The sequence below is a fragment of the Curtobacterium sp. PhB190 genome (assembly GCF_004365385.1).
Lineage (GTDB): Bacteria > Actinomycetota > Actinomycetes > Actinomycetales > Microbacteriaceae > Curtobacterium.
The window spans coordinates 226,912-247,849 of sequence record NZ_SODN01000003.1; the positions used below are offsets into that span (position 1 = coordinate 226,912).

General features: G+C 71.2%; 17 protein-coding genes. 15 read left to right on the top strand and 2 right to left on the bottom strand.

What is annotated here, in order from left to right:
- Positions 1-16: 16 nt before the first annotated feature.
- Positions 17-472: a GNAT family N-acetyltransferase gene (locus EDF47_RS06395; RefSeq protein WP_111085338.1), complete on the bottom strand. Its 456-nt coding sequence runs from the start codon at positions 470-472 to the stop codon at positions 17-19.
- A gap of 85 nt (positions 473-557) precedes the next feature.
- Between EDF47_RS06395 and EDF47_RS06400 the strand changes: the two genes are divergently transcribed.
- The 11 genes from EDF47_RS06400 to EDF47_RS06450 all read left to right on the top strand — a co-directional run bounded on the left by EDF47_RS06400 (position 558) and on the right by EDF47_RS06450 (position 15,965).
- Entirely contained in the window at positions 558-1,865 is a 1,308-nt protein-coding gene (locus EDF47_RS06400) for an ROK family transcriptional regulator (RefSeq protein ID WP_133937291.1), read from the top strand.
- A gap of 82 nt (positions 1,866-1,947) precedes the next feature.
- Positions 1,948-2,877 carry a hypothetical protein gene (locus EDF47_RS06405; protein WP_133937289.1) on the top strand — a complete coding sequence of 310 codons (930 nt, stop codon included), beginning with the start codon at positions 1,948-1,950 and terminating at the stop codon, positions 2,875-2,877.
- Positions 2,878-2,993: 116 nt separating this feature from the next.
- Entirely contained in the window at positions 2,994-5,423 is a 2,430-nt protein-coding gene (locus EDF47_RS06410; RefSeq protein ID WP_133985697.1) for a lamin tail domain-containing protein, read from the top strand.
- Positions 5,424-5,545: 122 nt separating this feature from the next.
- Entirely contained in the window at positions 5,546-6,388 is an 843-nt protein-coding gene (locus EDF47_RS06415) for a PhzF family phenazine biosynthesis protein (protein ID WP_133937287.1), read from the top strand.
- 224 nt (positions 6,389-6,612) lie between these two features.
- Entirely contained in the window at positions 6,613-7,971 is a 1,359-nt protein-coding gene (locus EDF47_RS06420; protein ID WP_123293238.1) for an extracellular solute-binding protein, read from the top strand.
- 174 nt (positions 7,972-8,145) lie between these two features.
- On the top strand, positions 8,146-9,030 hold the full coding sequence (locus tag EDF47_RS06425; protein ID WP_235035790.1) for a sugar ABC transporter permease: 885 nt from the start codon (positions 8,146-8,148) through the stop codon (positions 9,028-9,030).
- A 68-nt stretch (positions 9,031-9,098) separates the two neighbouring features.
- A complete protein-coding gene (locus EDF47_RS06430) occupies positions 9,099-9,929 on the top strand; it encodes a carbohydrate ABC transporter permease (protein ID WP_173169120.1) in 831 nt (276 codons plus the stop codon).
- A 37-nt stretch (positions 9,930-9,966) separates the two neighbouring features.
- The gene (locus EDF47_RS06435; protein WP_133937285.1) at positions 9,967-13,080 is read left to right on the top strand and encodes a glycoside hydrolase family 38 C-terminal domain-containing protein; all 3,114 of its coding nucleotides are present in this window, start codon (positions 9,967-9,969) and stop codon (positions 13,078-13,080) included.
- 286 nt (positions 13,081-13,366) lie between these two features.
- Entirely contained in the window at positions 13,367-14,338 is a 972-nt protein-coding gene (locus EDF47_RS06440; RefSeq protein WP_133937283.1) for a hypothetical protein, read from the top strand.
- A gap of 33 nt (positions 14,339-14,371) precedes the next feature.
- Entirely contained in the window at positions 14,372-15,112 is a 741-nt protein-coding gene (locus tag EDF47_RS06445) for a histidine phosphatase family protein (RefSeq protein WP_133937281.1), read from the top strand.
- Entirely contained in the window at positions 15,102-15,965 is an 864-nt protein-coding gene (locus tag EDF47_RS06450) for an NAD(P)H-hydrate dehydratase (RefSeq protein WP_133937279.1), read from the top strand. Before EDF47_RS06445 ends, EDF47_RS06450 begins: the two co-directional genes overlap by 11 nt.
- Before the next feature lie 117 nt (positions 15,966-16,082).
- Here EDF47_RS06450 and EDF47_RS06455 read toward each other — a convergent pair whose 3' ends face one another.
- Positions 16,083-16,520, bottom strand: coding sequence for a YdeI/OmpD-associated family protein (locus EDF47_RS06455; protein ID WP_123936903.1), 438 nt, complete (start codon positions 16,518-16,520; stop codon positions 16,083-16,085).
- Between the two features lie 221 nt (positions 16,521-16,741).
- Between EDF47_RS06455 and EDF47_RS06460 the strand changes: the two genes are divergently transcribed.
- Genes EDF47_RS06460 through EDF47_RS06475 form a run of 4 tightly spaced genes read left to right on the top strand, consistent with a single transcriptional unit; the run spans position 16,742 to position 20,818 of the window.
- On the top strand, positions 16,742-17,884 hold the full coding sequence (locus EDF47_RS06460; protein ID WP_133937277.1) for an ABC transporter substrate-binding protein: 1,143 nt from the start codon (positions 16,742-16,744) through the stop codon (positions 17,882-17,884).
- A gap of 5 nt (positions 17,885-17,889) precedes the next feature.
- Positions 17,890-18,864, top strand: a complete 975-nt coding sequence (locus tag EDF47_RS06465; RefSeq protein ID WP_133937275.1) for an ABC transporter permease subunit — start codon at positions 17,890-17,892, stop codon at positions 18,862-18,864.
- Complete coding sequence (locus EDF47_RS06470) at positions 18,861-19,751, top strand: ABC transporter permease subunit (RefSeq protein ID WP_131877555.1); 891 nt, start codon at positions 18,861-18,863, stop codon at positions 19,749-19,751. Before EDF47_RS06465 ends, EDF47_RS06470 begins: the two co-directional genes overlap by 4 nt.
- A complete protein-coding gene (locus EDF47_RS06475) occupies positions 19,748-20,818 on the top strand; it encodes an ABC transporter ATP-binding protein (RefSeq protein ID WP_131877553.1) in 1,071 nt (356 codons plus the stop codon). The genes EDF47_RS06470 and EDF47_RS06475 overlap by 4 nt, the downstream gene beginning before the upstream one ends.
- Positions 20,819-20,938 lie beyond the last annotated feature (120 nt).

Here is a 20,938-nt window from a genome sequence, read left to right on the forward strand (position 1 = left end):
CGTCGTCGGAGACGTACTAGAGCGTCAGGACCGCGAAGTGGTCGCCGTACTGGGTCTCACGGACGACCTCGAAGCCCACGGCGCGGAAGAACGCCTCGGGGCTGTCGTCGCCACCGGGCTCGTACACGACCGTCAGGCGTTCCTGCCCGCGGCTGCGGGCCTCGTCCGCCAGGCCGTGCACGGCGAAGCGGCCGACGCCGCGACCCTGCGCCGTGCCGGCGACGTTGACCCGCCAGATGGCGCTGCGCAGCTCTTCCTGCGCGTTGTCCGCGTCGAACGAACCGATGATGAGGCCCAGGACCTCGTCGCCGTCCAGGACCACCCGGGTCCACGCGGAGCTCGGCTTGACGTCGGACTCGGCGACCCCGTAGGTGGTCGGCTGCACGAACTGTTCCTGACCCGGCTTGAGCGTCAGGGAGTTCGCCGCGGCAGCGGTCTTCGCGGAGAGTTCTTCGAGACGCAGGTCGGCCATGCGGCCAGGGTAACGGTGCGACCCGTGTGGGGGCCAGCGCGGACGGCAGACCGAGACCGCACCGTTGCCGCGGTATGGTCGCGGAATGGCAGAACATCGGCGTGGAGCGAACCTCCCGTCGATCGGCGGGTTCAACCGCACGGTCGTGCTCGATGCCGTCCGACGCTCGCCGGACGGCCTGAGCCGCGTCGAACTCGCCTCGCGAACGGGCCTCAGCGCGCAGACCGTGTCGAACGTCACCCGGTTCCTGATCGAGGCCGGCATGATCGTCGAGTCCGGCACCGTCGTCGCCGGTCGGGGCAAGCCGCGCACCATCCTGCGGCTCGAACCCGGCAGCCGCTACGCCGTCGGCGTGCACGTCGACCCGGCCGTCGTCACCTACGTGCTGCTCGACCTGGCCGGTACCGTCGTCGCCTCGTCCACCACCTCGACCCCGACCGCTGACGACCCGTCCGAGGTCGTCCGCACCATCGGCTCCGCCGTCGACGGCCTGATCGCCGACGCCGGCGTGGACGTCGACGGGGTGCTCGGCGTCGGGATCGCCAGCCCCGGCCCCATCGACGTCGACGCCGGCATCGTCGTCGACCCGCCGTTCCTGCCCCGGTGGCGTGACGTGCCCCTGCGCGACGCGCTCGCCGAGGCCACGGGCTACCCCGTCCTGCTCGAGAAGGACGTCACGGCCGCCGCGGTCGGCGAGATGTTCCTGGCGGGGGAGTCGTCGGCGCGGAACTTTGCGTTCGTGTACTTCGGCACCGGCTTCGGCGTCGGGCTCGTCGTGGACCACGAACCCGTGCGCGGGGTCGGGTCGAACGCCGGGGACGCCGGGCACATCATGGTCGACCAGCGATCGCTCGCCGGCACCCCCGACGGGTCCGGCACCCGCGGCGAGGTCGGCGCGGCCGTGGCACCGGACCGACTCGTGCGGATCGCGCGGGAGCGGGGGGTGGCGTTGTCCGGCGGCGGCGACGCTGCCGGTGCGGTCTCGTCCGACGGCCCGGTCTCGTCCGATGGCCCGGTCTCGTCCGACGGGTCGGTCGACGCGGTGAACCGTGCCTGGGACGAACTCGCCGAGGCCATCGCCGCCGGCGACGAGGCCGCGATCACGCTCGCCGCCGAGGCCGGCACCGTCATGGGCGACGCCGCCGTCGTCATCGTGAACCTGCTCGACATCGACCGGGTCGTGTTCGGCGGACCGTTCTGGTCCCGCATCGCGAGTGCCGCACTGCCGGCCGCCCGCGCGGCGATCGTCGGGTCGCCGTTGCTCGTGCCGAAGCACGCGGTCGACGTGGTCGAGAGCGACCGCGGTGCCGACGTCGCCGCGGTGGGAGCAGCGTGCCTGGTGCTCGACGCCGCGTTGTCCCCGCGGGCGAGCGGGCTGCTCATCCGCCGCTGACGGCGGTCAGGGGCGGCTCGCACCGCCCGCTACGCTGCGAACCGACGGATCCGCCAGGTGGGCGGCGAACGACGGGGGACACATGACGGACAACGGCGCCGCGGGCACGATCGACCGACGCTGGGCGAAGGTCCGGCCGTTGGTGTTCCGGACGATCATCGGCGCGGTCGTCGCAGCCGGGCTCGTCGGCATCGTGGCGGTGCTGGTCGGCGACTTCGGACGGGTCGCGGTGCAGCTGCTCCTGACGATCGTCGTGGTGGTCGTCTTCGCCCTGCTGTCCTGGTACGACGCCGACGTCTCGTCACGCCGATCGGGCACGTTCGCGTTCGTCAGCATCGCCACGTCGATGTACCTGCTCGTCGCGGGGCTGTACAAGGTGTGGCTCGCCCCGACGGACTCCTCCGGCGAGGACGGCCTCTGGCTCGTCGGCGAGCGGTTCTGGCACTGGATCTGGCTCGTCGGCGTCGCCCGCGTGGCGCTCCTGCACGTGCACCTGCTGCTCGTCATCCACCGCCGGTACCCGACACCGGCGCTCCAGGTCGTCGCGAAGGCCACCGTCGGGGTCATCGCCCTGCTCGCACTGCTGCTCTCGATCCCGCTGCTCGCACCCGACGTGGACTACGCCCGCGGCTACTGGCGACTCGTCTGGGTGGTGGTCATCCTCGACCTGCTCGGAACGGTCGTCGTCCCGCTCAGCAACGCGCTCTTCCGCCCGCGGGGCGCCGTCCCGGCGGGGGCGGTCGGAGCGTGGCCGACGCCGGAAGCGCCGCCGGCAGCACCCCCGACGGCGCCCGCGACACCGATCGCGACGTGGGCCGCCACTCCGGTGCCCGATGCCCCGACGGCTGCCACGGCTGCCACGGCCGCCGGCCCGGTCGGCGCGGACCGGTACCGGTACGAGCCGCGTCCCACGTCGTCGCGTGCCCTGGCGTGGCCGCGGTACGTCGACGGCACGCCACTGCCGGCGCTGCCCGACGGGTCGCCCGACTTCTCCGGGGTCGCGCAGGGCTGAGGGATCCCGCGCTCGGGCGCCGCGCGACACCTGTCGTTCACCGGGCGGCCACCGGTCGGATGCCCGGGTGCTGAACAGTCGTGCAGGTCTCCCCTCCCCTCCCGAGAAGGACCTGCATGCGCACTCCTGCCCTGCGCCCCCGCTCCGTGCGGATCGGTGCTGCCATCGTCTCCGCGCTGGCCCTCGGCGCCGGTGTCGTCACGGCCAGCCCGGCACTCGCCGCCGTCGGTGACGACGACCCGAGCGTCGGCGCCGCCGCCCCGAACGGCCTCGTCGTCAACGAGGTCGAGTCGAACGGCGACGACACCGACTGGGTCGAGCTCGCGAACACGTCGTCGGCGTCGATCGACCTGACCGGGTACGCGTTCCTCGACGACGACAGCACCCACGACGCCTACGTCCTGCCCGCCGGCTCGACGATCGCCCCCGGCGGGTACTTCGTCATCGACCAGCTCTCGGCGACCGCGCCCGGGTTCGACTTCGGACTCGGCGGCGCCGACACCGCGCGGGTGTACGACCCCGCCGGCGACCTGGTGCTCCGGTACTCGTGGACGAGCCACGCGGTCGTCACGTACGGCCGGTGCGCCGACGGGACCGGTGCGCTGGTCGACACCACCGCGTCGACGAAGGGGGCCGCCAACGACTGCTCCTCGCCCGTGCGCATCAACGAGGTCGAGTCGCAGGACGGCACCCCCGGCGACTGGGTGGAGCTGACCAACGTCGGCAGCACCACGGTCGACCTGGGCGGGTACGTCCTCAAGGACAGCGAGGACGACCACGCGTACACGATCCCCGCCGGCACGACGATCGCGGCCGGGGGCTTCACCGTCCTCGACGAGGCGGACTTCGGCTTCGGACTCGGCAAGGCCGACTCCGCCCGGGTCTTCGATCCGCGGGGTGCGCTGGTCGACTCGTACTCGTGGACGGCCCACGCTGCCGCCACGTACGGCCGCAACCCGGACGGCACCGGCGACTTCGCCGAGACCGCCGAGTCGACGAAGGGCACCGCGAACCGGTTCGCCGGAGTCGTCACCGCCGAGCCGTGGCCCGGCGGCCCGGACGAGACCGTGCTCGACGACGAGGACACCTTCACCGGTGACCTGAGCGGCATCGACTGGACCACGTCCAGCACGTCCGAGGACGGCCAGCTCTGGGCCGTGCAGAACGGCGACGGCCTGCTCTACCACCTGACCTCGGACGGGCGGGGTGGCTGGGCGCCGTCGAACGCCGCGGGCACGGACCTGCGGTACCCCGACGGCACGGGGACCCCGGACGCCGAGGGCGTCACCGTCACGAGCGACGACCCGGGCGCCGTGTACGTGTCGACCGAGCGGGACAACGACGTGTCGAAGACCAGCCGTCCGTCGGTCCTGCGGTACGCCACCACCGACGGGTCCGAGTCGACCCTGCGCGCCACCGATGAGTGGGACCTCGCAGCCGACTTCCCGGGGCTCGGTGCGAACGCCGGTCTCGAGGGCGTCACCTGGATCCCGGACTCGTGGCTCACCGAGCACGGCTTCGCCGACGAGCACACCGGCGCGGCCTACACACCGTCGACGTACGCCGGACACGGCGAGGGGCTCTTCTTCGTCGGCGTCGAGGGCACCGCGAGCGTCTCCGCCTACGCCCTGATGGCGGACGGTTCGTTCCAGCGCGTTGCCACCATCGGTTCGCCGTTCGCGGTCGTCGCCGACGTGCAGTTCGATCCGACCCTCGACGCGCTCTGGGTGGTGTGCGACGACGCCTGCGCCGGACGCACCGCGCTGTACGAGCTGACCGACGGTGCCTTCACCGCAGCGAAGGTCTTCGAGGCTCCGTCGAACGCGGACCGGACGCTCGCCAACGAGGGCTTCGCGATCTCCGTCGTCTGCACCGACGGGCAGCGTGCAACGTTCTACGCCGACGACAACGACACGGACGGGTTCTCGCTCCGCACCGGGACGTACCCGTGCGAGGGCGGCGGCACCGATCCGGGCACGGACCCGGGCACCGACCCGACGCCGACGCCGACGCCGACGCCCACGCCTGCTCCGGGTGACGGTGGATCGACGCCTGCGCCGACCCCCGGGACCGGTGGACCGACGCCGACGCCGACGCCGACCCCGTCGCCGACCGCTCCGATCGCCCCGGTGGCTCCCTCGGAGACCGGCCTGACCGACACGAACCGTGGGGGCGTCTCGGCCCCGGCGTCCGCCCGCGCGGGAGAGACCATCGCGGTCACGGTGGGCACGCAGTACGCCGGCGACCGGGTGAACGTGTGGCTGTACTCGACGCCGACGCTGCTCGGCACCGTGACGGTCGGCGCTGACGGCACGGTGCGCGTCACGATCCCGGCCGATGCTCCGGCTGGCGAGCACCGCATCGTCGTGACCGCGGAGGACGGCACGGAGCTGGGCTGGACCCCGATCACGATCACCGCTGACGGGCAGCTCGCGTTCACGGGCGCCGAGGGCCTCGGTGCCGGAGCACTCGTCGCGTTCCTGCTGCTCGCCGCGGGCGCGGGTGTGCTGATCGCCCGACGTCGTCGCCGGGCCGCCGCGGACTAGTCCCCACGCCCCACGGGGGCAATTCGTGAGCAGGAATGGTCGGGTTCGCTCAGCGGACCCGACCATTCCTGCTCACCATGCGTGATCAGCAGTCCTCGCCGCCCCCGCAGTAGCGTCGCACCATGAGCATCGACGTCCTCCGGTACACCGCCTTCGCCGCCGAGCCCGGGGGTGGCAACCCCGCCGGACTGGTCCTCGACGCAGCGGCACTGACCGACGACGAGATGCTCGCCGTCGCCCGCGAGGTCGGCTACCCCGAGACCGCGTTCGTCGTCGGCGCCACGGCGACGGGCCCGCACGTCCGCTACTTCTCGCCCGCCGCCGAGGTGCCGTTCTGCGGGCACGCGACGGTCGCGCTCGCGGTGGCGCTCGCCGAACGGCAGGGGCTCGGCCGCCGAGTGTTCACGACGGCCGCCGGCGAGGTCGCCCTCGACGCCACCACCGGCCCGGACGGAGTGGTCCAGGTCGCGATGACGAGTGTCGAACCGGCGACGCGGGACATCGACCCGGCGCTCCTCGGGCGGTTGTCCGACCTGCTCGGACTCACGGCCGCCGACATCGCGCCGGGCTTCCCGGTGCTCGAGTCGTTCGCCGGCAACTGGCACCCGGTGCTCGTGCTGCACGACCGGGAGCTCTTCCACCAGTTCCGGTTCGCACCCGGACCGCTCGCCGACCTCAAGCGCGAGGCCGACTGGCAGGGGACGGTCACGGTGCTGCTCCGGACCGGGGAGCGCGAGTACGAGGCGCGGAACCTGTTCCCCGCCGGCCGCATCACCGAGGACCCGGCGACGGGTTCGGCTGCGGCGTCGACCGGGGCGTACCTGCGCGAGGTGGGTGCCGTCGAGCCGGGGGACCGCGTCGTCATCCGGCAGGGGCGGCACGTCGGTCGTCCGAGCCTGCTGCTCGTCGACGTGCCGGAGTCCGGCGGGATCACCGTGACGGGGAGCGCGACACCGATCGACTGACGCAAGTTCTTTCCCAGAGCGCGTGCGATGGGAAGCGGAATCGGGCGTACCTGGTCGAAAGTTCCGACCAGGTACGCCCGATTCGGCACGGCACGCCCGATTCGACCACCCGCCCCGACGCGCGCGGCGCGAAAAACTCCTTGACACGGATAAGTCCATACGCTGGACTAATCCTGCGCGCGGGCGATGGAGCCCGCGGATGTCACCCGTGCAAAGGAGCACCGATGAAACGCACCCGCATCATCGCCGGACTCGCAGCCGTGGCCGTCGCCGCGGTCGGCCTGGCAGGCTGCTCAGCCTCGGGGTCCGCCTCGAGCGACACGATCAAGATCGCGTACCAGAAGTTCGGAGCCTTCCAGCAGCTCGACGCCCAGATGAAGGTCGTCAAGAAGGAGTACGAGAAGGACAACCCGGGCAAGAAGGTCACGCTCGTCCCGATTCAGGCCCAGGGCAACGACTACTACACGAAGCTCGCGCTCATGAACAAGGCGCCCGCGACGGCTCCCGACGTCATGTACGAGGACACGTTCCTCGTCAAGGCCGACGCCGAGGCCGGCTACCTCCTGCCGCTCGACAAGTACACGGCGAAGTGGAAGGACTGGGACCAGTTCTTCGACAACGCCAAGCAGGCCGGCCAGGGTGACGACGGCAAGATCTACGGCGTCCCGATGGGCACCGACACCCGCGCGCTCTGGTACAACAAGGACATCTTCAAGTCCGTCGGCCTGCCCGTGCCGTGGCAGCCGAAGACCTGGGACGACGTGCTCGCCGCAGCGAAGACGATCAAGGACAAGAAGCCCGACCTCATCCCGTTCAACATCTACTCGGGCAAGGCGCAGGGCGAGGCGTCGACCATGCAGGGCTTCGAGATGCTCCTGTACGGGGCGGACGGCTCCGGCAACACGCTCTACAAGGACAAGAAGTGGGTCACGGGCTCGAAGCAGTTCGAGGACTCGCTGCAGTTCGTGAAGGACGTCTACCAGGGCGGCCTCGGCCCGACACCGCAGCAGGCGCTCGACACGAACGTCGGCACGACCATCGCGCAGACGTGGCTGCCGAAGGGCAAGCTCGCGATCGACCTCGACGGTTCGTGGCAGTCCGGCACGTGGCTCAAGTCCGGCACCGCGCCGTGGGCCGAGTGGAACGACGTGATGGGTCAGGCGCCGATGCCGACGCAGAACGGTCAGGACCCGGGCTACAACTCGATGTCCGGCGGCTGGACCCTGGCGGTCGGCGCGAAGTCGAAGAACCCGCAGGCGGCGTTCGACTTCATCACGAGCTTCCTCGACAAGGACGGCTCGCTGAAGTACGACACCGAGAACAGCCAGATCGCCGTCCGCAAGGACGTCGCGGACGACACCGCCTACACCGACGCCAACCCGACGTTCAAGTTCTTCTCCGGACTGGTGGAGAACACGAACTTCCGCCCGGCGACGAGCGACTACTCGCAGGTGTCCAACGCGATCCAGGTCGCGATGGAGTCGGTCATGACCGGACAGCAGACGCCGAAGCAGGCGGCTGCCGTGTACGACAAGGCCGTCACGCAGGTGGTCGGCAAGGAGAACACCGTCTCGGCTGGTTGACGGACGTCACCCACTGACGGACGGGAGGCGCGGGGCGGCCCCGCACCGCGCCTCCCGGTCCGTCCTTCCCCACCTTCGGAACCCCTCCGCACCCGGAAGGCACCCATCGTGTCCAGCACCCCCCTCGCGCCGACGCTGTCGGCGCCCGGTGCGCCGAAGCGCACCGATCCACCCGTGCCGCGCAAGCGGCGACCACTGCGGAACGTCGGCCGAGCGGTCCCGCTCCTGCCCGCCCTCGTCCTGCTCGTCATCTTCCTGCTCGGCCCCGTCATCTCGTCGTTCTACGGGTCGTTCACGAACTCCGCGCTCACCGGCGCCGGCGCTGCCGACCAGCAGTTCGTCGGCTTCCAGAACTACGTCGAACTGTTCCAGGACCCGGACTTCCCGAAGTCCGTCATCCTGACGGTCGTGTTCCTGCTCGCCTCGGCGGTCGTGGGACAGAACGTGCTGGGGCTGGGCCTCGCACTCCTGATGCGCTCGGCCAACAAGGCCGTCCGCGCGATCGTCGGCACCTTCGTCGTCGCCGCCTGGGTCCTGCCGGAGATCGTCGCCTCGTTCGCCGCGTACGCGTTCTTCAACGACGAGGGCACGCTCAACGAGTTCCTGAAGTCCATCGGCATCAGCGGACCGAACTGGCTCTACACGTTCCCGATGTTCGCCGTGATCCTGGCCAACATCTGGCGCGGTACGGCCTTCTCGATGCTCGTCTACTCCGCCGCCGTGCAGGAGGTCCCCGAGGAGATCACCGAGTCCGCCGAGGTCGACGGTGCCACCGGGTGGCAGCGCCTCGTCTACATCACCCTGCCGGTGATCCGACGGAGCATCTCCACCAACCTGATGCTGACGACGCTGCAGACGCTGTCGGTCTTCACCCTCATCTTCGTGATGACCGGGGGTGGGCCGGGCACGAACTCGTCGACCCTGCCGATCCTCGCCTACCAAGAGGCGTTCAAGTTCTCGCAGCTCGGCTTCGGGACCGCGATCGCGACCATCCTGCTCGTGGTGGGGGCGGTCTTCTCGATCATCTACATCCGAGCCCTCAAGCCGGAGGTGGACTGATGGCCATCACTGCCCCGTCCCTCGACCCGACCACCACCCGCTCGGTGACCGCTCCCGGTTCGCTGCACATGACGTCGCCCCGCGGCCGCACCATGCGGTGGGTGGCGAACACCGTGCTGCTCGTCATCGCGGTGTGCTTCGCGGTCCCGCTGCTCTGGCTCGTCCTCGCCTCGGTCGACACCCAGGCGTCGCTGTCCGTGAAGCTGCCGACGCAGTTCACGCTCGACAACTTCACCAAGGTGCTCACGCCCGAGCTGTCGTTCATCCCGCTCGCGAACAGCCTGCTGCTCTCCGGCGGCACGGCAGTCGTCACGGTGGTCTTCGCACTGCTCGCCGCGTACCCGCTGTCCCGCTACAAGATGCGCGTCAACAAGCCGTTCCTGTACAGCATCCTGTTCGGGACCGGCCTGCCGATCACCGCCATGATGGTGCCCGTCTACGCGCTGTTCGTGTCGCTCAACCTGATCGACAACGTGTGGGGCTGCATCTTCTTCCTCGCCGCGACGTCGCTGCCGATGGCGATCTGGATGGCGAAGAACTTCATGGACTCCGTGCCGATCTCGCTCGAAGAAGCAGCGTGGACCGACGGGGCGTCGATGATGACCACCCTGACGCGCATCGTCGTCCCGCTCATGCGTCCGGGCATCGCCGTCGTGTTCATCTTCGTGTTCATCCAGGCGTGGGGGAACTTCTTCGTCCCGTTCGTCCTGCTGCTCTCGCCCGACAAGGTGCCCGCCGCGGTGAGCATCTTCAACTTCTTCGGGCAGAACGGGGCGGTCGCGTACGGACAGCTCGCCGCGTTCTCCATCGTCTACTCCGTGCCCGTCATCGCCCTCTACGTGATCGTGTCCCGAGGCCTCGGCGGCGGCAACGCCCTCGCCGGCGGCATCAAGGGCTGATCCGCTGGCCCCGGCCGGCTCTCTCGAAAGGAACCACATGCACCAGGACGAACCGCTCGTCGAGGCCCGGATCGCCCGCCTCGTCCGCGACCGTGTCGACCCCGCCGTCCACCGCCGCTCGGCGCCGGTGACGATCGAGGCGTGGGAGGTGCCGGACGAGCCGGTGCCGTTCGACTCCGCCGTCCAGCAGGCGTACACACCGTTCACCGTGGGCAGCGCCTGGGGTGGCCGGCCGTGGGGGACCACCTGGTTCCGGATCACCGGCACCGTCCCCGCCGACTTCGGCACCGCACCGGGGACCACTGCGGAACTGCTCGTCGACCTCGGGTTCACCAAGCGGCACCCGGGGTTCCAGGCCGAGGGACTGGCGTACCGGCCCGACGGCTCCACGATCAAGGGCGTCGAGCCGCGGAACGACACCGTGCCCGTCGAGGTCGGTGCAGGGGAGTCGTTCGAGCTGTACGTCGAGGCCGGCGCGAACCCGGACATCGGCGGCGACTCGTTCCAGGGCGCGACGCCCCTCGGGTCGCGCTCCACCGCGGGTGACAAGCCGATCTACCGCGTGCGTGCCCTCGAACTCGTCGAGCGCGACGACACCGTGTGGGAGCTGCAGCAGGACTTCTGGGTCCTGCGCGGCCTGATGGCGGAACTCCCCACGGACGGCACACGGGGCGCCGACATCCTGCACGCCCTCGAGCTCGCCGCCGACGCCCTCGACCCCGACGACGTCGCCGGCACCGCAGCGGACGCCCGTCAGGTGCTCGCACCCGTACTGGCCGTCCCCGCCAGTGCCGCCGCACACCGGGCGATCGCCGTCGGCCACGCGCACATCGACTCCGCCTGGCTCTGGCCGGCGCGTGAGACGATCCGCAAGTGCGCCCGCACCTTCTCGAACGTCCTCGACCTGATGGACCGCGACCCGGACTTCACCTTCGCCTGCTCGTCCGCGCAGCAGTACGCGTGGATCCGCGACGGCTACCCGTCGATCTGGGCCCGCATCAAGCAGCGCGTCGCCGAGGGCCGGTGGATCCCGGTCGGTGGCATGTGGGTCGAGTCGGACACGAACCTGCCCGGTGGTGAAGCCCTCGCCCGACAGTTCGTCGCCGGCAAGCGCTTCTTCCTCGAGGAGTTCGGCATCGACACCCCCGAGGCCTGGCTGCCCGACTCGTTCGGCTACTCCGGCGCGCTGCCCCAGATCGTCCGGGCCGCCGGCTCGAAGTGGTTCGTCACCCAGAAGCCGTCGTGGAACGAGACGAACGTCATCCCGCACACGTCCTTCCACTGGGAGGGCATCGACGGCTCGCGCGTCCTGACGCACCTGCCGCCGGCCGACACCTACAACTCCGACGTCTCCGCCGCCGACCTGCACCGCGGCGAACGGAACAACAAGGAGCGCGGCGTCGCGAACACCTCGATGCTGCTCTACGGCTTCGGTGACGGCGGCGGCGGACCCACCCGCGAGATGGTCGCGGCCGCCCGACGCCAGCACGACCTGGACGGCTCGCCGCGCGTGCAGCTCGGCACCCCCGCCCAGGTCTTCGAGGAGCTCGAACGGGTGCTGCCGACCCCCGGTGTGTGGTCCGGCGAGATGTACCTCGAGTTCCACCGCGGCACCTACACGTCGCAGATCCGCACGAAGCAGGGCAACCGTCGCTCCGAGCACCTGCTCCGCGAAGCCGAGCTCTGGGCGTCGACCGCGGCTGTGCGCCTCGGGCTCGACTACCCCTACGAAGAGCTCGAGCGCGCCTGGCACACCGTCCTGCTGCAGCAGTTCCACGACATCCTGCCGGGGTCCTCGATCGCCTGGGTCTACGAGAACGCCGAGGAGAACTACGCGCAGATCGCCCAGGTGCTCGAGGGGCTGATCGGCAACGCGACGACCGCGCTCGCGAACGGGGGCGCTGCGGCGCTCGCCGGGGTCGGGGCCTCGTCGTCGGCCGCCGCCGGCGGCAGCAGCGCGCTGCTCGACGCGCCGTCCGGCGCCGACGCCGTCGGCGGGAGCGGCTCGTCCGGGAACGTCGTGCGCTTCAACGCCTCGCCGGTCGCGGCGGGAGACGCGGCCGCCCTGGGTGGTTCGCTCGGCTCGGAACCGCGACCCGTGCCTCCCGTCCGCTCTGGCGACCACTTCGTGTTCGACACGGGCGTCGTCACGGCGACCATCGACGGCGCCGGCCACGTCGTGTCGCTCGTCGACCGCGCCAGCGGGCGCGACGCGATCGCACCGGGTGCGGCAGCTGCCGAGTACACCGTCTTCCGCGACACCCCGAACCAGTGGGAGGCGTGGGACATCGACCGTGCGTACCAGCGCAACGGCACCGTCCTGTCAGCGTCGTCGGTCGCGATCGACGGCTCCTCGCTCGTGGTGGAACGGTCCTTCGGGGCGTCGACGCTCACGACCCGGTACTCGGCGGTCGCCGGGCTCGCAGAGCTGGTGATCGAGACCGAGGTCGACTGGCACGAGCACCAGAAGCTGCTGAAGCTCGCATTCCCGGTGGACGTCCGAGCGTCGTCCGCCTCGAGCGAGATCCAGTTCGGCCACATCGACCGGCCGACCCACCAGAACACCTCGTGGGACCACGCCCGCTTCGAGACGTCGGCGCACCGCTGGGTGCACGTCGCCGAGCCCGGGTTCGGCGTCGCGGTGGCGAACGACTCCACCTACGGACACGACATCACACGCTCGACGCGGCCCGACGGCGGGACCACGACGCTCGTGCGCGAGTCGCTGCTGCGCGGGCCGACGTTCCCGGACCCGAACGCCGACCAGGGGCACCACGTGTTCCGGACCGTGCTGCGGGTGGGGGCGTCGGTGCTCGACGCCGCCGACTCCGGCTACCGGCTGAACCTGCCGGTGCGGACCGTCGCCGGTTCGACCGCGGTTTCGCCGCTGGTCTCGGTGTCGTCGCCGCAGGTCTTGGTCGAGGCCGTGAAGCTCGCCGAGGACCGCTCCGGTGACGTGGTCGTGCGACTGTACGAGGCCTCCGGCGGTCGGGCGACCGACGTCGGGGTGTCGTTCGGGTTCGACGTCGCTTCCGTGGCGACGGTGGACCTGCTGGAACGCCCGCTGGGGGACTCGTGGGACTCGGGGGAGCCGGTCGTGCTCACGCTCCGGCCCTTCGAGATCGTGACCCTGCGGGTACGCCGGGCCTGAGGCAGCGGGGCCGGTCCCCCTCGGGGGAGAGACCGCGGCGCCGGACGGGACACGGGTGCGTTCCGTCCGGCGCCGCTCTGCGTGTGGTGCGTGGGGTGGGTGGGTACCTGGTCGATTCGGGCGTACCTGGTCGAAAGTACCGACCAGGTACGCCCGATTCCGCTTGGCATCGCGGCCGTTCTGGGAAGGAACGTCCTCCCTCCCCAGGCGGGCAGTCCTGGAGGCCCGTCCACAGACCTCGACGTCAGCCCGCTGGGCGCATGGCGGGTCGGGCAACGTCTCCTCCATGAACGAACCGCTGCCCATCCTCCGAGCCTCGCCCACGCGTGAGGCCGGACTCGACGCCACCACCCTGCGCCGCCGGACCCGACTCCAGGGTCCGGGCCGACTCGTCCGGGCAGGGCCGAACGCGTTCGTCGACGGCGCAGCGTGGGACGCGGCCGGGCCACGGCAGCGGTACGTCACCCGCGTGTACGCGCGGCTCGGCCGGCTCGGCTCGCGGGCGACGGCATCGCACGACTCGGCGGCCGCGGTGCACGGGCTGCCCGCGCTCGGCGGGTGGAGCGTCCCGGTGCACGCCACCGTGCCGGAGTCGATGTACCGGGGCAGGACCCCCGAGCTGGTCCTGCACACGAGACCGGTGTCCGGCGCCGAACGGGTCCGGGTCGGCGACCTCGCCGTGACCGCGGTCCCGCGGACGGTGATCGACATCGCCATGAGCGGGGACCTGCGCACGGGGGTCGTCGTGGCAGACGCTGCGCTGCGCAACGGGACCGAGCGCGACGAGCTGTGGCGAGCGGTGCACCCGAGTGCTCGCGGGCGGGCCCGGGCCGCACAGGTCCTCGACCTGGCCGACGGGCGTTCGGGGTCGCCGGCGGAGTCACTCGCGCGCGTGGTCTTCCGCGAGCTCGGGTTGCCCGCCCCCGTGCTGCAGCAGGAGTTCGTCGTCGATGGCCGCCGGTCCGCCGTCGACTTCTGGTTCCCCGCAGAAGGCGTCGTCGTCGAGATCGACGGACGCGCGAAGTACACGCAGGACCGGTACCTCGGCGGTCGCAGCCAGACCGAGGTGTTCCTGGACGAGAAACGTCGCCACGCCAGACTGCTCACGGTGCCGGGTGTGCGGACGATCATCCGGCTCGAGTGGCGGGACCTGTTCGACCTCGATGCGCTGGCGCTCCGGTTCCGCGCCGCGGGGTTGCCGTGTGCGATCCGCCCGGTCCGGAGCGCCCGCCGCACCGCAGTCGGTGGGCGTCGGTGAGCCGGCTCAGCGCGGCGTGGTTAGCGTGGCGGCATGGCAGTGCAGGAGATCTGGCTCGTCCGCCACGGTGAATCGCTCGCGAACGTCGCCGCCGCCCGAGCAGAGGGCGCGGGCGACGACGTCATCGACGTCGAGTACCGGGACGCCGACGTCCCGCTGAGCCCGCTCGGCGAGTCGCAGTCGCGGTCGCTCGGACAGGAACTCGCCGATCGTGGCATCGACGACGTCCCCGTGGCGCTGTGGGTCTCGCCGTACCTGCGTGCGCAGCAGACCATCGAGATCGCGCTCGGGGCCGGCGGACTGGCCGAGCCCGAGAAACGGGTGGACGAGCGGCTCCGCGACCGCGAGCTCGGTGTGCTCGACCTGCTCACCCTGCAGGGTGTCCGGAACCGGTACCCCGACGAGGAACGTCGCCGGCAGTGGCTCGGCAAGTACTACCACCGGCCAGCGGGCGGCGAGTCCTGGGCCGACGTGATGCTCCGGCTCCGATCGGCACTCGTCGACGTCGAACGGATCGAGGGCACCGAGCGGCTCGTCGTCGCGGCGCACGATGCCGTCGTGATGCTGGTCGTGGCGGTGTGCCTCGACCTCGACGAGCCGGCGCTCATGGAGTTCGCTCGGACGCACGCGGTCGCGAACGCCTCCCTCACCCGACTCCGCCGCGAGCGGGCGGGCGCACCGTGGGTGCTCGAGGAGTTCTCCTCCGTCGGGCACCTCGACGACGACGAGGTCACGGCGCACACCGGCCGGAAGGACGACGAGCATGTCCGCTGAGACCGTCACCCCGAACTTCCTGCGGGACTGGCCGCTCCCCGAGCCCGGCGCCGGCAAGTACGGTCGCGGGCAGGTGCTCGTGGTCGGCGGCGCAGCGCGGACGCCCGGCGCCGCGATGCTCTCGGCGCTCGCTGCACTCCGGGTGGGAGCGGGGCGGCTCACCCTCGCGGTGGGGCGGAGCATCGCGAACGAGGTCGCGGTCGCCGTGCCCGAGTCCGGTGTCGAACCGCTCGACGAGGACGCGGACGGTCACGTCGCCGTGGGCGCGATCGAGGGGATCGCGGACTCGGCTGCGAGCGCGGACGCGCTGCTGGTCGGCCCAGGACTCGACGAGCCGAACGGCACCCGTGACCTGGTCGCCGGACTCGCCGACGTCGTCGGACCGCAGACCACCGTCGTGCTCGATGCGTTCGCCCTCGGGGTGGCGGCCGACGTGCGGGACCGTCTGGAACCGCTCCGGGGTCGGCTGGTGATGACGCCCAACTCCGGCGAAGCCGAACGGCTCCTCGGTCGGGAGGGCAGCGGCGACGACGTGGCCGACGCGATGGCGATCGCGCAGCGGTTCGGTGCGGTCGTGGCCCTGGGGGACGCCATCGCGACTCCCCAGGGGCGGAGCTGGATCAAGGGCACCGGCTCCGGAGGACTCGGCACCAGCGGCAGTGGCGACGTCCTGTCGGGTGCGGTCGCCGGCCTGCTCGCTCGTGGCGCGGAACCGGCACAGGCGGTGGCGTGGGCGTCCTACGTGCACGCGGCTGCCGGTGATCGGCTCGCGGTGCAGGTCGGGCCCCTCGGGTACCTGGCAAGCGAACTCGTGACCGAGATCCCGCGGGTGCTCGTCGAACTCGGCGCCTGAGCTCGCCCGTTCTTTCCCAGAGCGCGCGCGATACCTCATGCTTTCGGGCATACCTGCCAGGAACTTCTGACCAGGTACGCCCGAATCGACCAGGTACGCCGCCGCCCCGCGCCCCGCTCAGCCCTGCAGCGCCTCCACGGCCTTCGCGATGCGCCGCGCTCGGGTCTCCGGCGCCTTCGCCTGCGACACCGGGTCGGCGAGCGCTCGCTGCCGCGAGTTCGACAGGGTGTCGAACGCTGCACGCACCCCAGCGTCCTGCAGTGCCGCCGCCAGGTCGTCGGGCAGATCGATGACCCGGGGCTGCGTGTCGACGACGAGCGTGACCTCGACGGTGTCCCCGGCAGCGATGCCCGCGGCCTCGCGGTGCGACGCGGACAGCGGCACCAGGAACTGCTCGTCCATGACCCCGACGGTGGACCGGTAGGTGTAGCCGCCGTTGATCGTGACCACCACCGGCGGGCGCTTCCCCGCACCCAACGCATCGATCACGGACGACGGGACCGGGAGCCCTGTCGCCGTCTTCCTCGCCAGCAGGACCGTCGTCGTGAACTGCATCCGTGCCTCCAGGCCGTGAACCGGAGCACGCACCGAGCGTGCCGCCAGGCGAGATCGTACAGCCGCACCCGCTGTTCCGCAGCCGTTCACCGGCGCAGCACGGGCCGGAAACCGGCCGCGTCCACGATCGTCCCGGGCCGAGAACCGCGGCCCCACACGCAGCACCCGAAGCACCCGAAGCACCCGAAGCACCCGCAGCACCCACCCGAAAGGCACCTCCCGTGCAGCACAAGCGCACCATCGCCGGCATCGCCCTCACCGCCGCAGCGATCGTCACCCTCGCCGGATGCTCGGCCACGAGCTCGGCCAGCACGACGAAGGACGACACGAACTGGAAGACCGCCACGAGCGCCGAGGCCTCCGGTGGCATGGACGCCCTCGTGAAGGCCGCGAAGGCCGAGGGACAGCTCAACGTCATCGCGCTGCCGCCGTCGTGGGCCAACTACGGCAAGATCATCGACGGCTTCACGAAGAAGTACGACATCACGGTCAACTCCGCGAACCCGAACGGCTCCAGCGCCGACGAGGTCGCCGCGGTGAAGTCGCAGAAGGGGCAGTCCACCGCTCCCGACGTGCTCGACCTCGGCAACGCCGTGCTGCAGGAGAACCTCGACCTGCTGACGGACTACAAGGTCGCAAACTGGAGCGACATCCCGGACACGCTCAAGGAGAAGAACGGCGCCTGGACCCGCGACTACACGGGCCTGATGTCCATCGGCTACGACTCGTCGAAGATCACGGACGCACCGAAGGACCTGACGGACCTGCTCGGCTCCGAGTACAAGGGCAAGGTCTCCATCGCGGGCGACCCGACGCAGGCGAACCAGGCCGCATCAGCCGTGTACCTGGCAGCGCTCGAGAACGGCGGCTCGGCCGACGACATCACCAAGGGCGTCGACTACTTCGGCAAGCTCAAGCAGGCCGGCAACTTCCAGAACGTGCTGCCCACGCAGGCCACGGTCGCCTCGGGTGAGACCCCCGTCGTCATCCAGTGGTCGTACAACAACCTCGCGTGGGGCCCCGCCGCCGGTGCGAGTGGCAACAAGGACTGGAAAACCGTCGTGCCGGAGGGTCAGGCGCTCGGCTCGTACTACTCGCAGGCGATCAACAAGGACGCCCCGCACCCCGCCGCCGCTCGCCTGTGGCAGGAGTACATCGCCAGCCCCGAGGCGCAGAACCTGTACCTGCAGGCCGGTGCGTTCCCGTCGACCCTCGCCGCCCTGGAGAAGTCCGGCAAGGTCGACCAGGACGCCCTCGACGCCGCCGGTGGTGCGCCGAAGGACTACGTCGAGCTGACCGACGCACAGGTGGCAGACGCCGCGAAGGTGCTGTCGGCCAAGTGGTCCTCGACCATGGGGTCCTGACCAGCATGACCACCGCATCGGCGGGCGCGCCCGCGGCGAGCGCACCGGCGACGAGCGTGACGAGCCCCGTGCTCCCGCCGTCCGCACGAGCGTCCGCCGATGCCGTCCGTCACGGCGTCGGACCCCGTGTCCGGCGCCGTGTCGGCCTGGCCTGGCTCGGCCTCACCCCGTTCGCCGCGTACGTCCTGCTCTTCCTCGCCGTCCCCGCGGTGATCGCGGTCGGCAGCGGGTTCTTCACCGACGACGGCGCGTTCACCCTCGCGAACCTCGCCGCGTTCGCCGAACCCTCGGTCCTGCGGGCGTTCGGCGGCTCGTTCGGTCTGTCCGCCGTGTCCGCGGTGATCGGGGCCGTCATCGGAGCGCTCGTCTGCTGGGCACTGTCGGCACTGCGGCCCGACGGGCTCGTCCGGTCGATGATCGACTCGGCCGCGAGCGTCCTCGCCCAGTTCGGCGGCGTCATGCTCGCGTTCGCGTTCATCGCCACGATCGGCGTGCAGGGTCTCGTCACGACGTGGCTGGTGTCGCTCGTCGACGTCGACCGCAACGCGACGGGCGCCTTCCTCTACACGGTGCCCGGTCTCGTGATCCCGTACGTCTACTTCCAGGTGCCGCTGATGGTCCTCACGTTCATGCCCGCGCTCGAGGGCGTGAAGACGCAGTGGGGCGAGGCCGCCGCCACGCTCGGCGCCTCCCGCGCCACGTACTGGCGCCGGATCGCCCTGCCCGTGCTCGCGCCGGCGTTCTGGGGCTCGTTGCTCCTGCTCTTCGCGAACGGGTTCTCGTCCTTCGCGACCGCCGCCGCACTCATCTCCCAGGGCGGCATCGTGCCGCTCACGATCCGCACGCAGCTCACCAGCGAGACGCTCATCGGCCTGCAGAACGTCGCCGGGGTGCTCGCGTTCGGGATGGTCGTCGTGATGGCGGTCGTGATGGGTGCGTACGCACTGCTGCAGCGCCGGGCAGCCAGGTGGCAGCGATGAGCGGGGCGGCCCCGGTGCGTCCGGTGAGGCCGGGAGGCCCGTCCCGCGTCGGCCGCTTCGGCACGGCCCCGTCACGGGGCACCGCCACGGCCGTGCTCACGGTCGTCGGGATCGTCTTCGCCGTCCCGCTGGCCGCGCTGGTGCAGTTCACCTTCCGCCAGGGCACCGACGACGGTCTGACCTTCGCGCACTGGGCGGCCATCGTCGACCCGGTCAACGCGTTCACCTACCAGCCGGTGTTCGACGGCCTCGGGGCATCGCTGCTCATCGCGGTCATCACCGTCGGCATCGTGCTGTTCGTCCTGCTGCCCACCCAGATCATCACGGCGTTGCGCTACCCGAGGCTCCGCCGCGTCCTCGAGTTCGTCTGCATCGTGCCGATCACCGTCCCCGTCGTGGTGCTCGTCGTCGGCTTCATCCCCGTGTACCAGGTGGTCTCGCGGGTCTTCGGGTCCGGGGCGTGGACGCTGGCCTTCGCGATCGGCATCGTCACGCTGCCGTTCGCGTTCCGCCCGATCGCCGCCGCCATCACCGCGACGGACCTGACGGTGCTGTCCGAGGCCGCCCGGTCGCTCGGCGCCTCGTGGTGGACGGTCACCTGGCGGGTGCTCCTGCCGAACCTCCGCCGGGGCATCACCGCCGCGTGCTTCCTCACCATCACGGTGGTCCTCGGCGAGTACACGCTCGCCGCGTTCCTGTCCCGCACCACCTTCCAGACCGCCCTCGTGCTCGTGCAGCAGACCGACCCGTACGTCGCCGCGATCTTCTCGGTCGCGGCCCTCGTGTTCGGCTTCGTCCTGCTCGTCGTCATCGGCCGCATCGGGACGGGCCGTCGTGCCGGCCGTACCCGCACCGTCCGCACCACCCGCGTCAAGGAGTCCGCATGACCGTCACCGCACCGGCAGCCCCGGCGTCCCTCGCCTCCGCCGGCGCCGTCGTCGAGCTCGAAGCCGTCGAGAAGCACTACGGCACGCACCGGGCCCTGGCCGGACTCTCGCTCCGCGTCGAACCGGGCGAGTTCGTGTCCCTGCTCGGCCCGTCGGGCTGCGGCAAGACGACGGCGCTCCGAGCGCTCGCCGGCCTCGAGGCCATCGACGCCGGAGCCATCCGCATCGACGGCCAGGACGTCGCCGCCACCCCGGTGAACAAGCGCGACATCGGGATGGTGTTCCAGCAGTACTCGTTGTTCCCGCACATGACGGTGCGGCAGAACGTCGCGTTCGGCCTCGAGATGCGCCGTGTCCCCGCCGCCGAGCGCAGGAGCCGCGTCGTCGAGGCACTCGACATGGTGCACCTGGGCGAGTTCGCCGAGCGCTACCCGCACCAGCTGTCGGGTGGCCAGCAGCAGCGCGTCGCCCTCGCCCGAGCCCTGGTCACGCGGCCCCGCGTCCTCCTGCTCGACGAGCCGCTGTCCGCCCTCGACGCCAAGGTGCGCGTCTCGCTCCGTGAGGAGATCCGCCGCATCCAGAGCGACCTCGGCATCACCACGGTGTTCGTCACCCACGACCAGGAAGAGGCGCTCGCCGTCTCCGACCGCATCGCCGTGATGAGCGCCGGCGACATCGAGCAGATCGGCACGCCGGAGGAGCTCTACCGCTCCCCGTCGTCGGCGTTCACGGCGGACTTCGTCGGCCAGTCCAACCGGCTGCAGGGCGACCTGCGCGGCGGCGACGTGTTCGTGTACGGGTTCCGCGTGCCCGCGCTCGACGCCTCGGTCGCCGACGGGCCGGTGCTCGCCTACGTCCGACCGGAGGACGTCGCCTTCGCCCCGGAGGGCATCAGCGGCACCGTCGTGTCGTCGAGCTTCCTCGGCTCGATCCGCCGCACCACGGTCCGGCTCGACGACGACACCGTCGTGATCGTGCAGCACGAGGTCGGCGACCGTCGCGCCGCCGGCGAGTCCGTCGCCGTCCGCCTGCTCGGCGCCCCCGTCGCGGTCGCCCCGCTCACCTGACCGGCGAAGCGACAGTCCTCGCCGGACCGGGCCGGGCCGGGCCCGTCCGCTCCGCGAAAGCGACGGTTCCCCGCGGAACGTCGGCGGCACACTGTCGCTTTCGCGGGGTGGACGCGACCA

Bases quoted from the DNA above. Each gene is read 5' to 3' on its own strand.
- EDF47_RS06435 (WP_133937285.1), top strand. From the start codon at position 9,967: ATGCACCAGGACGAACCGCTCGTCGAGGCCCGGATCGCCCGCCTCGTC.
- EDF47_RS06470 (WP_131877555.1), top strand. From the start codon at position 18,861: ATGAGCGGGGCGGCCCCGGTGCGTCCGGTGAGGCCGGGAGGCCCGTCC.
- EDF47_RS06395 (WP_111085338.1), bottom strand. From the start codon at position 472: ATGGCCGACCTGCGTCTCGAAGAACTCTCCGCGAAGACCGCTGCCGCG.
- EDF47_RS06420 (WP_123293238.1), top strand. From the start codon at position 6,613: ATGAAACGCACCCGCATCATCGCCGGACTCGCAGCCGTGGCCGTCGCC.
- EDF47_RS06405 (WP_133937289.1), top strand. From the start codon at position 1,948: ATGACGGACAACGGCGCCGCGGGCACGATCGACCGACGCTGGGCGAAG.
- EDF47_RS06440 (WP_133937283.1), top strand. From the start codon at position 13,367: ATGAACGAACCGCTGCCCATCCTCCGAGCCTCGCCCACGCGTGAGGCC.
- EDF47_RS06465 (WP_133937275.1), top strand. From the start codon at position 17,890: ATGACCACCGCATCGGCGGGCGCGCCCGCGGCGAGCGCACCGGCGACG.
- EDF47_RS06455 (WP_123936903.1), bottom strand. From the start codon at position 16,520: ATGCAGTTCACGACGACGGTCCTGCTGGCGAGGAAGACGGCGACAGGG.
- EDF47_RS06450 (WP_133937279.1), top strand. From the start codon at position 15,102: ATGTCCGCTGAGACCGTCACCCCGAACTTCCTGCGGGACTGGCCGCTC.
- EDF47_RS06410 (WP_133985697.1), top strand. From the start codon at position 2,994: ATGCGCACTCCTGCCCTGCGCCCCCGCTCCGTGCGGATCGGTGCTGCC.
- EDF47_RS06430 (WP_173169120.1), top strand. From the start codon at position 9,099: ATGACGTCGCCCCGCGGCCGCACCATGCGGTGGGTGGCGAACACCGTG.
- EDF47_RS06475 (WP_131877553.1), top strand. From the start codon at position 19,748: ATGACCGTCACCGCACCGGCAGCCCCGGCGTCCCTCGCCTCCGCCGGC.
- EDF47_RS06400 (WP_133937291.1), top strand. From the start codon at position 558: ATGGCAGAACATCGGCGTGGAGCGAACCTCCCGTCGATCGGCGGGTTC.
- EDF47_RS06445 (WP_133937281.1), top strand. From the start codon at position 14,372: ATGGCAGTGCAGGAGATCTGGCTCGTCCGCCACGGTGAATCGCTCGCG.
- EDF47_RS06415 (WP_133937287.1), top strand. From the start codon at position 5,546: ATGAGCATCGACGTCCTCCGGTACACCGCCTTCGCCGCCGAGCCCGGG.